This window comes from Streptoalloteichus hindustanus (assembly GCF_900129375.1).
GTDB classification, from domain to species: domain Bacteria; phylum Actinomycetota; class Actinomycetes; order Mycobacteriales; family Pseudonocardiaceae; genus Streptoalloteichus; species Streptoalloteichus hindustanus.
The window spans coordinates 1-13,885 of record NZ_FQVN01000009.1; the positions used below are offsets into that span (position 1 = coordinate 1).

The 13,885-nt window shown below is 72.3% G+C and carries 12 protein-coding genes; 7 read left to right on the plus strand and 5 right to left on the minus strand.

Annotation, left to right across the window (positions count from 1 at the left end; translation table 11 throughout):
• Together BUE43_RS24665 and BUE43_RS24670 are read right to left on the minus strand one after the other, a co-directional pair.
• On the minus strand, nt 1-274 hold a 274-nt coding region (locus BUE43_RS24665; RefSeq protein WP_143174361.1), incomplete at its 3' end, for an SDR family NAD(P)-dependent oxidoreductase.
• A gap of 398 nt (nt 275-672) precedes the next feature.
• The gene (locus tag BUE43_RS24670) at nt 673-1,647 is read right to left on the minus strand and encodes an ABC transporter substrate-binding protein (RefSeq protein ID WP_073487531.1); all 975 of its coding nucleotides are present in this window, start codon (nt 1,645-1,647) and stop codon (nt 673-675) included.
• A gap of 315 nt (nt 1,648-1,962) precedes the next feature.
• Between BUE43_RS24670 and BUE43_RS24675 the strand changes: the two genes are divergently transcribed.
• Genes BUE43_RS24675 through fes form a run of 4 tightly spaced genes read left to right on the plus strand, consistent with a single transcriptional unit; the run spans nt 1,963 to nt 6,117 of the window.
• Nucleotides 1,963-2,961, plus strand: a complete 999-nt coding sequence (locus tag BUE43_RS24675) for a FecCD family ABC transporter permease (RefSeq protein WP_073488062.1) — start codon at nt 1,963-1,965, stop codon at nt 2,959-2,961.
• A complete protein-coding gene (locus BUE43_RS24680) occupies nt 2,961-4,013 on the plus strand; it encodes a FecCD family ABC transporter permease (RefSeq protein WP_073487534.1) in 1,053 nt (350 codons plus the stop codon). The genes BUE43_RS24675 and BUE43_RS24680 overlap by 1 nt, the downstream gene beginning before the upstream one ends.
• Nucleotides 4,013-4,834, plus strand: a complete 822-nt coding sequence (locus BUE43_RS24685; protein WP_073487536.1) for an ABC transporter ATP-binding protein — start codon at nt 4,013-4,015, stop codon at nt 4,832-4,834. The genes BUE43_RS24680 and BUE43_RS24685 overlap by 1 nt, the downstream gene beginning before the upstream one ends.
• Entirely contained in the window at nt 4,831-6,117 is a 1,287-nt protein-coding gene (gene fes, locus BUE43_RS24690) for an enterochelin esterase (RefSeq protein ID WP_073487538.1), read from the plus strand. The genes BUE43_RS24685 and fes overlap by 4 nt, the downstream gene beginning before the upstream one ends.
• Here the strand turns inward: fes and BUE43_RS24695 are convergent.
• Entirely contained in the window at nt 6,054-7,187 is a 1,134-nt protein-coding gene (locus BUE43_RS24695; RefSeq protein ID WP_073487540.1) for a 3-deoxy-7-phosphoheptulonate synthase, read from the minus strand. The two genes, fes and BUE43_RS24695, sit on opposite strands and share 64 nt — an antisense overlap.
• 189 nt (nt 7,188-7,376) lie before the next feature.
• Nucleotides 7,377-9,050 (minus strand): glycoside hydrolase family 13 protein, encoded by a 1,674-nt coding sequence (locus tag BUE43_RS24700; RefSeq protein ID WP_073487543.1) that lies wholly within the window; start codon nt 9,048-9,050, stop codon nt 7,377-7,379.
• A 561-nt stretch (nt 9,051-9,611) separates the two neighbouring features.
• Here BUE43_RS24700 and BUE43_RS24705 point away from each other — a divergent pair.
• The 3 genes from BUE43_RS24705 (at nt 9,612) to BUE43_RS24715 (ending at nt 13,543) form a co-directional block, all read left to right on the plus strand.
• Nucleotides 9,612-11,069 (plus strand): M20/M25/M40 family metallo-hydrolase, encoded by a 1,458-nt coding sequence (locus BUE43_RS24705; protein WP_073487545.1) that lies wholly within the window; start codon nt 9,612-9,614, stop codon nt 11,067-11,069.
• Nucleotides 11,066-12,931 (plus strand): PLP-dependent aminotransferase family protein, encoded by a 1,866-nt coding sequence (locus BUE43_RS24710; protein ID WP_073487547.1) that lies wholly within the window; start codon nt 11,066-11,068, stop codon nt 12,929-12,931. The genes BUE43_RS24705 and BUE43_RS24710 overlap by 4 nt, the downstream gene beginning before the upstream one ends.
• A gap of 162 nt (nt 12,932-13,093) precedes the next feature.
• Nucleotides 13,094-13,543, plus strand: coding sequence for a MarR family winged helix-turn-helix transcriptional regulator (locus BUE43_RS24715; protein WP_073487549.1), 450 nt, complete (start codon nt 13,094-13,096; stop codon nt 13,541-13,543).
• Nucleotides 13,544-13,558: 15 nt separating this feature from the next.
• Here BUE43_RS24715 and BUE43_RS24720 read toward each other — a convergent pair whose 3' ends face one another.
• A complete protein-coding gene (locus BUE43_RS24720) occupies nt 13,559-13,846 on the minus strand; it encodes a hypothetical protein (protein WP_073487551.1) in 288 nt (95 codons plus the stop codon).
• Between the last annotated feature and the right edge of the window lie 39 nt (nt 13,847-13,885).

The window sequence follows — 13,885 nt, forward strand, 5'->3', positions numbered from 1 at the left end:
CGTTGACCAGAATCCCCAGCGGCCCCAACTCCCGCTCCACCCGGTCCACCACCGACTCCACCGCCGCCACGTCGCTCACGTCCGCGACGAACGGGGAGACCTGGAACCCCTGCTCGGTGAGCTCCTCGGCCAGGGCGGTGACGCCGGCGGGATCCCGGTCCAGCGCGGCGACCGCGACCCCGGACCCGGCCAGTGCCCGGACCACGGCGGCGCCGATGCCCTGACCGGCGCCCGTCACCAGGGCGACCCCGCCCGCGATGCCGTTGCCGTCCATACGCTCGTGTCCCTCTCGTCCCCGCCGGCCGCGCGGGCTCCCGGCCCGGCCCCGGGACTCGGCTCGGGGCGGTGCGACCAGGGAGGTCCGCGGCGGACGGCCCGGAATACAAATGTGAAGTGAGGCTAACCTAAGTTCACTCCATCGTGTGACTGCGAATGAGTGATCGGCCTCACGGGGCACCGCCCCAGGTCGGAGCCGGTGCCGCGTTGCTCGCGTGTGCTGTGCCAGAAAGGAAAGACGGGGCGAACGGCAGATACCGCGCTCGTCCGCACAGACGAGAACCCGCCGCGTCCGGACGCCTCGACGGGCGTCCCGACGCGGCGGGGCGACAGACGACAACGCCCGCCGACCCGGGCCGGGGGCGGCCTCGGGTCAGCGGGCGCGTGCAGCCGGGATCAGGACTTGGCCATGGCCTTGCTGACGTCCTCGACCACCGCGAGCGCGCCGAGCGGGCCGCCCCTGCTGGTCCACAGGGAGCCGTCGACGGCCACCAGGTGGTTGTCGCGGACCGCCTTGAGCTGCTGGAACGCCGGCATGTTGCGGGCCTGCTCCATGGCCTGCACGGCCTCGCCGTCCGGGGTCAGGGTGCCCAGGAACAGCCAGTCGCCGTCCATCTTCGCCAGCGCCTCCAGGCTCAGCGGCGAGCCGTGGCTGAAGCCGGGCTCCTGCTGGGCCGCGGGGCGGCGCAGGCCGAGGTCGGCGACGACGAGGCTGGCGAACTGCTGCGTCTGCATCGTGCCCGGGCCCTTTGGGTTCCAGCGCACGATGCTCACCTCGGCGTTCGCGTTCGGGCCGAGCTTGCCCTTGACCTCCTGGACCTTCCGGTCGTAGTCGGCCAGCACGGCCTTGGCCTTGTCCGCCTTGTTCAGCGCGTCGGCCTCGATGCGGAACGCCGTCTTCCAGTCGGTCTCCAGCTTGAAGGTCACCACGGTCGGCGCGACCTGGCGGAGCTGGTTGAGCACGTTCTCGTCGGTGACGCCGCCGGCGAGGATGACGTCGGGGGTGGACTCGACGACCTTGTCCATCGACGGGGTGCTGAGGTCCCCGACCACCTTGATGTCCTTGAGCCGGTCGCCGAGGTAGCGCGGCGGAGTCTTCTGGCCGCGCCCGTTGACGGTGCCCACCGGCTTGACGTCCATGGCCAGCACCGCGTCGAGGTCCTGCTCGCTCAGCGCGAGGACGCGTTGCGGGTTCGCGGGCACCTCGACCTGCTTGCCCAGGGCGTCCGTGATCGTGCGCTTGCCACCGGCGTCCTGACCCCCGGTCACCGGGGACTGCCCCGACGAGCAGGCGGACAGGCCGACGAGCGCCGCGAGGGAGGCCGCGACCAGGCCCAGTCCGCGGCGGGAGAGTCGAGCTGAAGCGGTCATGGTTCCTCTCCGACAGTGAAGGTCCGACGCGCGCACGCCCGAGCCGGCCGCCCGGCGACAACCATCCACTGTGGACATCACTGGGGACGCCACCGGGGACCCGGCGGGGGACGCCGAGCGGCGCGCGGACGTCGGCCGGGACACGGTCCCGGGGATGAGGAAGCGCCATCCTCGGCTGTGCACGGTGGGTTAGGTTAGCCTCTCCTCATGCCCCTGTCATCGGTACGCCGGTCGTGTGAACCAGACGATGATGTATCACATACTGCAACCGACGCGCCGGTGCGGCGGCAACGCCGCCGGACGGCCGTCGGCCCGGTGGCGGCAGGCCTCGGGGTGCTCGCCATCGCCCTCGTCACCAGTTCGATCTTGGTTGGCTCCGGGGACATCCCCAGCGGGCGCGTCATCGACTACGTCCTCGGCGACGCCGCCGCGCGCGCGGACTCCCACCTACAGATGGTGATCACCACGCTCCGTGTCCCCCGCACCCTGGCCGCGGTCCTCGTGGGCTGCGCGCTCGGCGTCGCCGGCACGCTGCTGCAGTCCGCGACCCGCAACCCGCTCGCCGAGACGGGCCTGCTCGGCGTCAACGCCGGCGCGGCGCTCGGCGTCGTGCTCGGCATCGCCTACGCCGGCGTGGAGAGCGGGTACGGCTACCTGGTCTGGGCCTTCGCCGGCGCGGCCGTCGCGAGCGCGCTCGTGCTGATGATCGCCAGGGTGGGCGGCGCGCTCGTCTCGCCGCTGCGGCTCGTGCTGGCCGGCGCCGCGCTCGGCGCCACCTTCCGCGGCCTCACCGGCTCGATCCTGTTGCGCCAGGCCAACTCCTACGACCAGTACCGGTTCTGGGTCCTCGGCTCACTGTCCGGTGTGGACATGAGCCTGACGCTGCGGATGCTGCCGGCCATCGGGATCGGGCTGCTCACGGCCGTCCTGGTGGCCCGGCCGCTGTCGGCGCTGCACCTGGGCGACGACGCGGCCCGCGCCCTCGGCCACCGGCCGGGCCTCGTGCGCGTCGTCGTGGCGGTCGTCGTGACGCTGCTGGCCGGCGCGGCGGTCGCCCTCGCCGGCCCGATCGCCTTCCTCGGCCTGCTCGCGCCCTACCTGGCCCGCGCGGTCGCCGGCCCGCGCATGCTCGCGCAGGTCGTGGTGTCCGGCATGGCGGGCATCGTCCTCCTGCTGGCCGCCGACGTGCTGGGCCGGGTCGTGATCCGGCCGTACGAGGCGCCGGTCTCGGTGCTGCTGGCGATCGTGGGCGGGCCGGCGCTGGTCCTCATCGCCCGGTCCCGCCGGCTGATGACCCTGCGGACGGAGGCGTGATGGAGCACCCGGTCCCCCCGCCCCCGGACAGCGTCGTCCTCCGGCGCGGCGCCCTCTCCGTCCTGCTGCCCCGCCGCGCCAGCCTGGCGGCGCTGGGCCTCGGGGTGCTCGCGGCGCTGGCCGTCGTCGGCTCCACCCTCGTGGGCGCCGGCCACCTGACGCCCGGCCAGGCGCTGAACGCGTTGTTCGGCGAGGGCGGCCACAACGCGGTGCTCCTGGTCCAGAAGTTCCGGCTGCCCAGGGTCGTGGCGGGACTGCTCGCCGGCGCGGCGCTCGGCCTCGCCGGCTGCCTCACCCAGACGCTGTCCCGCAACCGGCTGGCCACGCCCGACCTGCTCGGCGTGACCGACGGGGCCACGGTGGCGATCCTGGTCGCGGTCGCCGGCAGCACCGCCGGGATGATCGGCGACTGGTGGCTCGGCCCGGTCGGCGCGGTCGTCGCGGGCGCGCTCGTGATGCTGGCCGCCGGCGGCGCGGACAGCAGGGGGTACCGCGTGCTCGTGGTGGGCCTCGCGCTGACCGCCACCGTGCGCGCGATCACGGATCTCGTGCTCACGCAACAGGGTCTGCACACCGCGTCGGCGATCTTCACCTGGACCATCGGCAGCCTCAACGCGCGCGGGTACGAGATCGCCGTGCCGGTCGGCGTCGCGCTCGCGGTGCTGCTCCCGCTGGCGGTGCTCGCCGGCCGGCAGCTCTCGGTGCTCCGCTTCGACGACGACGTGGCCGCGACCCTGGGCACGGACCTGCGCCGCGCCCGGATGTACGTCCTGGCGATGGCGGTCCTGCTCGCCGGCCTGGCGGTCGGCGTCGGCGGGCCGATCGCCTTCGTGGCCATGGCCGCCCCGATCGTGGCGGGCCGCCTCGCCGGCCCGGCCCGCGTCCCGCTGGTCGGCTCCGCCCTCGTCGGCGGCGTGCTGGTGGTCCTGGCCGACACGCTGGCCAGGATCGCCACGGAGCACGAGCTGCCGGTCGGCGTCGTCACCAACGTCCTCGGCGGGCCGTTCCTGCTGTGGGTCCTGCTCAGCGACAAGTCGAACAGGAGGTTCTAGTGGAACTCGTCGTGGAGCGGCTGCGGGCCGGCTACCCGGGGTTCGTCGCCGTGGACGAGGTGGATCTCCGGATCCCGTCGGGCCAGGTGGTGGCCGTCGTGGGACCCAACGGCTGCGGCAAGTCGACGTTGCTGCGCGCCCTCGCCCGCCTGCACCGGCCCGAGTCGGGCCGGGTGCTCGTCGGCGACGCCGACATCTGGGGGCTGCGCCCCCGCCAGGCCGCGCACCGCGTCGCGCTGCTCCCGCAGTCGCCGCGCGCGCCGGAGGCCATCACGGTGGCCGGGCTGGTCCGGTTCGGTCGGCACCCGCACCAGGGGCTGTTCCGGCAGTGGTCGCGCGAGGACGAGCGGATCGTCGGGGAGTCGCTGGCCGCGACCGGCGTGGCCGACCTCGCCGAACGCCGCCTCGACCAGCTCTCCGGCGGTCAGCGGCAGCGGTGCTGGATCGCGATGACCCTGGCCCAGCGCACGCCGGTGGTCCTGCTGGACGAGCCGACCAGCGCGCTCGACCTCGGCCACCAGGTCGAGGTTCTGGGCCTGGCCCGGTCGGTCGCGGCCACCGGGCGCACCGTGGTGATGGTGCTGCACGACCTGGGTTCGGCGGCCCGCTACGCCGACCACCTCGTCGCGATGCGGGCCGGCCGGATCGTCGCCGCCGGGCCGCCCCGCGAGGTGGTGGACGCCAACCTGGTGCGGGCGCTCTACGACATCGAGGCCGACATCCTGCGCGCTCCGGCCGACGGCGCGCCCGTGGTCGTGCCGGCCCCCGCCCCGGCCACTCCGGCCACGACGGTCACAGAGGCGGAGGCGGTCGGGGCATGACGCCCCCGGCCCCGCCCCGCACCCCGATGCCCCCGCCCGAACTCGCGGTCAGCCCACGGATCGCGGAGCTGGAACGGGATCTCGCCTCGGGGGCTCCCGACGCCCTCCCCCGGTTCTGGGCCGAGGTCGCCGGAGAGGGCACACCGCTGGTCGAGCCGATCGCGGGCGATCTCGACCACCGCGTCGTCACCTTCCTCTGGCGCGACGCGGGAACGCGCACCAGCGAGGTGCTCCTCCTCGCCAACTGCGTGACCGACCGCAGCGTGCTCCCCCAGAGCCGTCTCACGCGGATTCCCGGCACCGACGTGTGGCACCGCAGCTACCGGATGTCCGGAAAGTGGCGCGGCAGCTACCAGTTCGTCGCCCTGGACGAGCCGTTTCCCGACCCGCCCGCCGTGGAGGACGCGAACAGCGCGACGACCGGGCACCGCATGTGGCGAATGCTCGGGCTGATGGCCGAGCCCGACCCGCTCAACCACCGCCGGCTTCCGGCGCGGTGGGGCGCGCCGCCCCGGTCCGTCGCCGAGTTGCCGGACGCGCCGCCACAACCCTGGGCCGCGCCGCGACCGGGAGCTCCCCGGGGCAGGGTGGAGACCCACATAGTCCACAGTGGACATCTGGGCGCGGACAGGAAGGTGTGGGCCTACCTGCCGCCCGACCACGACCCGAACGTCGAGTACCCGATCCTGGTGCTGCTCGACGGGGACATGTGGGGCGACGCGCTGCCCATCCAGTCCACATTGGACAACCTCGTCGCCGAGCGCCGACTGCCCCCGCTGGTCGCGGTGATGCCCGACGCGGTGGACAACCAGACCCGCTGGCGCGACCTCGGGTGCCACGACCCGTTCCTCGGCTTCCTGCGCGACGACCTGCTCCCCTGGGCCGCACGCCGCTGGCGGGTCACCGACGACCCGGCCCGCACGGTCATCGCCGGGCAGAGCCTCGGCGGCCTCACCGCCCTGTACGCCGGGCTGCGCGCCCCCGAGCGGTTCGGCAACCTGCTGGCGCAGTCGGCTTCGGTCTGGTGGCGACCGGACGGCGCCGGCGAGCCGCACTGGCTCGCCGGCCAGTTCGCGGAATCCGCCCCGCTACCCCTCCGAATCCACCTGGAGGTGGGGACTCAGGAGTGGATCCTCACGCCGGCCACGCGACACCTCCGGAACGTGTTGGGGGACAAGGGATATGACGTCAGCTACGCCGAGCACGCCGGCGGGCACGACTACGCGTGCTGGCTCGGCTCGCTGGCGACGGGGTTGATCACGCTGACCAGCGGCTGGGCGTGACGCCGCCGCTCGCGCACCGCGACGGCCAGTGAGCGGAGCAGCGACGCGGTGGCGTCCCACCCCATGCAGGCGTCGGTGACGCTCTGGCCGAACACCAACGGCTCTCCGGGAACCACGTCCTGCCGGCCGGAGACGATGAAGCTCTCCAGCAGCAGCCCGCGCACCCCGTCCTCGCCGGCGGCGATCCGCTCGGCGATCTCGCCGGCCACCGCGCGCTGCCGCTCGTGGCACTTCCCGCTGTTGCCGTGGCTGGCGTCGATGACGACCCGCTCCGGCAGGCCGGCCGCGCGCAACCGCCGCCGCGTCTCACGGACGTCCTCGGCGGAGTAGTTGGGACGACCGGAGCCGCCGCGCAGCACGACGTGGCAGTGCGGGTTCCCGCTCGTGCGCAGGATCGCCGGGGCGCCGTTGTCGGCGATGCCCAGGTAGGCGTGCGGCGCCGCCGCCGCGCGGATCGCGTCCACAGCGGACTGGACCGAGCCGGACGTCGCGTTCTTCATGCCGACGGGCATCGGCAGGCCGCTGGCGAGCTGCCGGTGCACCTGGCTCTCCACGGTCCTGGCCCCGATCGCGCCCCAGGTCACGAGGTCGCCGAGGTAGGCGGGCGTGATCGGGCTCAGCCACTCGACGGCGATCGGCAGGCCCAGCTCCGTGATCGCCAACATGAGTTCGCGCGCCGAGCTGAGTCCACTGTGGACGGCGAAGCCGCCGTCGAGCGACGGGTCGGTCAGCAGCCCCGGCCAGCCCAGCGCGCTGCGCGGCTTCTCCAGGTAGACCCGCATCACCAGGAGGAGGTCGTCGGCCAGCTCCTCGGACATGTCCCACAGCAGCCGCGCGTACGCCATCGCGGCGGCCACGTCGTGGACCGAGCAGGGGCCGACCACCACGAGCAGCCGGTCGTCCGTTCCGGCCAGCACCCGGCAGGTGGCCTCGCGGGCGGCGAGCACGGTGTCGGCGACCCGGTCGGTCACCGGCATCCGCTCGGCCAGCGCGGCGGGGGAGACCAGCGGCTCGGCGGTCACCCGACCGCCCGACTCCCGCGAGACGGGGCCCGGCACCGCAGCTCGCATCACGTCTCCTCGCTCGATCGGGTGATGAGTGAGGTAAGCCTAACCTCATTAGATCACCCTGCGAAGACCCCGTGGCCGCCGTCACGCACGATGGAGCGACAGCACGTCCCGATCCGATCGCGGAGAGTGCACAAAAAGCTGTGCCCGTGCGGCGAGATCACCACACGGGCACAGCGGACGAAAGGGACGTCAGGCGAGCCAGACGGCGGCGTCCGAGGGCAGCAGGACGCGGTCGCCCGCCCGCTCCAGCGGCACGCTGCTCACCAACACCCGGTCGTGGGCGGGCAGCTCGACCGCCTCGGCGCCCAGGTTCACGACGCAGCGAAACCCGCTGGCACGCCGGAAGACCAGCACGTCGGCCGGGGCGGCCGCGGCGTCTTCGGACCAGACCAGCTCGCCCTCCACCGGCAACTGCCGGCGCAGCCGGAGCGCGGTCTGGTAGAGCCGCAGCGTCGAACCCTCGTCCTTGCGCTGCTCGGCGACGGACAGCGCGCCCCAGTCGGCCGGCTGCGGCAACCAGGACTCGCCGCCCGGACCGAACCCGAAGCCCGGCGCGTCCGCGGTCCACGGCAGCGGGACCCGGCAGCCGTCCCGCCCCTTCTCCGCGCCACCGCTGCGCCGGTGGATCGGGTCCTGGAGCACCTCGGCCGGCAGGTCGGCCACCTCCGGCAGACCCAGCTCCTCGCCCTGGTAGACGTAGGTCGACCCGGGCAGCGCGAGGGTCAGCAACGCGGCGGCGCGCGCCCGGCGCAGCCCCAGACCCGCGTCCACCGCCGGTTCCCGACCGTCGGTCAGCAGCCACTTCTTGGGGTCGACGTCGGCGGGCAGGCCGAGCCGGCTGGCCACCCGCACCACGTCGTGGTTGGACAACACCCAGGTCGGCGTGGCGCCGACCGACCCGTTGGCCGAGATCGCCAGGTCGATGCCGGCCCTGAGCTCCTCGGCCACCCACGGCCGCTGCAGGAAGTCGAAGTTGAACGCCTGGTGCAGCTCGTCCGGCCGCACGTACCTGGCCAGCCGCTCCGGCGGGGACACCCACGCCTCGGCGACGGCGATCCGCTCGCCGGGGTAGTAGTCGAGCACCTCGCGCCAGCGGCGGTAGATCTCGTGCACGTCCTCGCGGTCCAGGTACGGGTGGTCCCGTCCCTCGACGTGCGTGAACAGCCCCGGCACGGTCTCGACCACCTCGTCCGGGTAGGCGCCGTCCTTGGCCATGCCGTGCGCGACGTCGATCCGGAACCCGTCGACGCCCCGGTCCAGCCAGAACCGCAGCACGTCGTCGAACTCCGCGAGCACCTCCGGGTTCTCCCAGTTGAGGTCGGGCTGCTCCGGCGCGAACAGGTGCAGGTACCACTGCCCGTCCGGCACCCGGGTCCACGCCGGACCGCCGAAGACGCTGCGCCAGTTGTTCGGCGGCAGCTCACCGCGTTCGCCGCGGCCGTCGCGGAAGTGGTAGCGCCGCCGCTCCCGGCCGCCCGGCGCGGAGCGCAGCGCCTCCTGGAACCACGCGTGCTGGTCGCTGGTGTGGTTGGGAACCAGGTCGACGATCACCCGCAGGCCCCGCTCGCGCGCCTCCTTGAACAGCGCGACCGCATCGGCCACCGAACCGAACACCGGATCGATCCGCCGGAAGTCCGCGACGTCGTAGCCGCCGTCGGCCATCGGCGAGACGTACCACGGGTTGATCCACAACGCGTCGACGCCGAGGTCGGCCAGGTAGTCCAGCCGGCCGCGAATGCCGTTGATGTCGCCGATCCCGTCGCCGTTGCCGTCGGCGAAGGACCGGATGTAGACCTGGTAGATCACCGCGTCCCGCCACCACCGCCGGTCCGGTTCCCGCCGCTCCGGCACGCCGCCGCCCATGTCGCTCCCCTCGTCAGCCCTCATGCCCGGCGACGCTAGTGACTGCAAATACTTGCAGCCACAGCCGAACAGGTGACCTGGACCACAGCCCTGACCGGTTGTTACCTCTCGCAAAAGGTTGCGGCTCCCTCGGCCGCCCCTGGCCACCCCGACCCACCTCACCGCATCGAGTGATCACGGCCGGGGCGTGCTTCCCGTCGTTCGGGCAGTTGGCACGGGGCAACCTCGCGCCAACCACCTCACGGAGCGGAGCCAACCCCCCGAGAAAGGTCAACTTCGGAGTGATCTTCCGGGGGCTCCCTTGCCGGCGGCCGGCCGGCTGAGAAGGCTCGGGGGCACAACCCGAGGACCGAGGCGCCGAGCGCGCGGAGACCACCGACTGCGCCGGCCTCACCACCCACCTTCCGCCCTCGCGGCGTCCCCCGTGGCGCCGGGACCGAACGCGTCCAGACTTCCTGTCCTCAGCGGACTGTCCACTGAGGACGAGAACAGCGAACCGCCGGAGATCGGCCGAACTCGAACACCGCCCGCACCCGAACACCGCGCAGCAAGGGGAGGACCATGGGTCAGACGACCCGGACGCCAGTCGCCGACCTCGACGTCGACGTCGACGAGCTCAGGCAACGGACCCGGCAGGAGGCGGAGTCACAACGGGAGGCGCTGAAGAGCCTCGTCGGGATCGCCTCCGTCAGCAGGGACGTCAGCCCACCACCCCAGGAGATCGGGGACTGCTGCGACGCGGTCGTCCAGATGTTCCGGGACGCCGGGGTGTCATCCGCCCACCGCGACACGATCACCTACCAGGGCAGGGAAACCTTCCCGCTGGTCTTCGCGCACGAACCCTGCCAGCTCCCGGGGGCGAACGCGCCGACCGTCCTCATCTACTCGCACTACGACGTGCAGCCCGCCGCGAAGCAGGACGGCTGGGACACCGAGCCGTTCAAGCCCACCGAGAAGCCGGACGGCGACGACACCCGCCTCTACGGACGCGGCGCGGCCGACGACAAGTCCGGCATCGTCGTGCACCTGGGGGTCTGGAAGGCGCTCCAGGAACGACTGCCGGTCAACCTCAAGTTCGTCTTCGAGGGCGAGGAGGAGATCGGCAGGGGAATCCTGGAGGGCTACCTCGCCGACCCGGCGACGGAGGACGACCGGTTCACCGCCGACCTGGTCATCGTGGCGGACACCGGCAACCTCGCGGTCGGCGTCCCCACGGTCACCTCCACGCTCCGGGGCATCGCGATCTTCGACGTCACCGTCGACACGCTGGGGCAGTCGGTGCACAGCGGGATGTACGGCGGCCCCGCCCCGGACGCCTTCACGGTGCTCGTCAGGGCGCTCGCCACCCTGCACGACGACCGGGGCGACGTGGCCGTGCCCGGCCTGGCCCACGACGACGACTTCCCGTGGGAACCGGTGGACGAGCAGCGGTTCCGCACGGACGCCGGCGTGCGGGACGGCGTTCCCCTCGTGGGGAGCGGGACCCTCGCCCAACGGCTGTTCGGCCGGCCGGCGATCAACGTCGTCGGGCTGGACGGGCCGAAGCCCTGGGCCAGCAGCACGAACGTCCTCACCCCGCACGCGAAGGCCAGGATCAGCGTCCGGCTCGCGCCCTCCCAGGACCCGGAGCAGGCCCGACAGGCGCTCCAGAAGCACCTCGACGCGCAGCGGCCGTGGGGCGTCACACCGAAGGTCGAGTTCGCCGGCGCGGGCGCCGGCTACAAGGCGAACACCGACGGCCGGTACTACCGCATGGCCATGCGCTCGATCGCGAGCGCGTACGAGCAGGACGAGGCCAAGCAGACCGGTCAGGGCGGGTCGATCCCCCTCGTCGACTCCTTCCACAAGCTCAACCCGGACGCGGACATCGTGCTGTGGGGCTGCGAGGAGCCGAAGGCCCGCATCCACGGCACCAACGAGAGCGTCAGCTACCGCGAGCTGTCGGCGATGACGCTCGCCGAGGCGATCCTGCTGGCAACCGCCGGCGGTCTCATCCCACCCACCGGAGGTTCCCGATGACGCAGGCCAGGCGCGAGCGCCAGACCCACCCCGACCTCCCCTACGGCCCCGACGGCGTCCCGTGGTCGGAGATGCTGCGCTCGGAGGGGCTGTCCAACGGGCACCCGGCGATGATCAGCGACCCGGTCGCCAACCCCCGCGACGTCTACCCGCGCGACGACCTGCCGCCGAACGTCTTCGAGCTGCCGCCCACCGGGCTGAGCCCGGAGAAGCGACACGCGGCGATCCTCGAACTTGAGGAGTACGTGACGCGCAAGCGCGACCACTTCCTCGGGTACCAGGCCAACCAGGACCAGGACCACTACCGGCTGGACCTGTCCCGGTTCATGGAGAGCCACGTCAACAACGTCGGCGACCCGTTCACCGCCGGCAACTTCAAGGTCAACAGCAAGGTCGTCGAGCGGTCCGTGCTCGACTACTACGCGGCGCTGTGGAACGCGAAGTGGCCGCACGACAAGACGGACCCCGAGTCCTACTGGGGCTACACGCTGAGCATGGGCTGTACCGAGGGCAACCTGTACGGCCTGTGGAACGCGCGGGACTACCTGGCCGGCAAAGCCCTGATCACCGATCCCGAGTCGACGGCGCAACAGCCCCGACTGCTGTGGGTCCAAGCCGCGCCGCCGGAGCACCTGTCCGCGGAGCAGAAGGAGAACGCGCTGCACCCCGTGGCGTTCTTCTCCGAGGACTCGCACTACTCGCTGACCAAGGCCATGCGGGTGCTCAGCGTCGACACCTTCTACGCCCTCGGCACGGCGAAGTACCCGAAGGACAACCCGTTGGCTCCAGGGAAGCCCTGGCCGAAGGAAGTCCCCTCCGCGGCCGGCGAGTCCGGGTTCTCCGCCGACGGGCCGGGCTGCGTGGACGTGGAGAAGCTGGCCGTGCTCGTGGAGTTCTTCGCGGCGAAGGGCCACCCGATCCTGGTCAACCTCAACCTGGGCTCCACGTTCAAGGGCGCCTACGACGACGTACGCGCGGTGTCCGAGCGGCTCTTCCCGATCTTCAAGAAGCACGGCCTGCTGGAACGTGAGGTCGTGTACGGCAAGGGCAAGGACGCCAAGCCGCTCACGGACCGGCGGCGCGGCTTCTGGCTGCACATCGACGGCGCGCTCGGCGCGGCCTACCTGCCGTTCCTGCGGATGGCGGCGGAGAACCCGAACTACGAGTACGTGCCGGAGGTCCCGATCCCGGAGTTCGACTTCGGGCTCACGGTCAGCGACCAGGAGACCGGGAGGACCTACGACATGGTCAACTCGATCGCGATGAGCGGCCACAAGTGGATCGGCTCGCCCTGGCCGTGCGGGGTCTTCATGACCAAGGTGAAGTTCCAGATGCGGCCGCCGGACAACCCGGCCTACATCGGCTCGCCGGACACCACCTTCGCCGGGTCCCGCAACGGGTTCTCCCCGATCGTCCTCTGGGACTACCTCGCGCAGCATTCCTACGACAAGCAGATCTCGATGATCCGCGACGCCCAGCGGATGGCCCACTACACCGAGCAACAGCTGCTCCGGCTGCAGAAGACGCTCGGCAGGGACCTCATGGTCGCGCGCACTCCGCTGGCGCTGACCGTCCGGTTCCGCCGGCCCAACGAGCGGATCATCGCGAAGTGGTCGCTGTCGTCGGAGTCGCTGAAGCTGAACCCGGACGACCCGAAGAGCCCGCAACTCGACTACGTCCACGTCTTCCTCATGCCGTGGGCCAAGCCGAGCATGATCGACGACCTGGTGAAGGACCTGCACGCGAAGGACGCGTTCCCGTCCGAGGCGCGGGCGCTGCCGACGGCCGAGCCCGCGCGGGAGATCCACGAGCACGCGGCGGCTCTGGCCCACGTGCCGCACGGCGGGCGCGGTTTCGAGTGATCCGCCCCTGACCCGACGCGACCGCCGGACGCCAGGCCCGGCCCGGATTCGTCCGGGCCGGGTCGTTCCGCGCCCGCCGCCGCGTAGGGTGGTCCGCAGAGCGGTCTGTGCAGGTGCACGTGTTGCACGCGCATGGGCCCCGGGGACGAAGGAGGCTCGGCGATGCTCAAGGACGACACCGCCGCCGAGGTGCGCGCCCAGGGATGGCGCACGCTCGCCGCGCTGCACGCCATGATCGAGAGTCACCTGGAGCGCGTGCTCCAGGCGGAGCACCAGCTCAGCGTGAGCGAGTACTCCGTGCTGGAGGTGCTGTCCCGCCAGGACGACTGGCACATGCGGATGCAGCAGCTCGCCAACGCCGTGGTGCTCAGCCAGAGCGCCGTGAGCCGACTGGTCGGCCGGCTGGAGAAGGCCGGCCTCCTGTGCCGGTTCCTGTGCGAGACCGACCGGCGCGGCATCTACACCGAAGTCACCGACGCCGGCAGGGAACTGCTGGCCAGGGCGCGCCCCACCCACGACGCGGCGCTCCGCGAGGCCCTCGACGAGGCCGACGCCCGACCGGAGCTGGCCCCCCTGGTCACGGCGCTCGCCGCACTGCCCACCCACGAGTGACGCCGCGAACCACCCTCACTCGACCGGCACCAGCTCACACCAGCCGGACCAGTAGACGTCCTCGCGGTCCTCGCAGAAGTAGGGATCGACGTGGTCCAGCTCGCGCTCGACGAGCACCACGCAGTACGAGCCGTAGCGGTACTCCTGCTTGCCCATGATCTCGACCGCCCACTCGTGCATCCAGCGGTCCGCCCCCTCGGTCGGCACGTCCGCCGCGTCGACCTCCTTCTCGGCGCGCGTCTCGTACCAACACCCGAGCCGGCCCGGGTTGTGCTCCTCCAGCAACACCAGCTTGTGCGACATCACCCCTCCTCAAACGTGGTGATCACTGTCACACCGAAG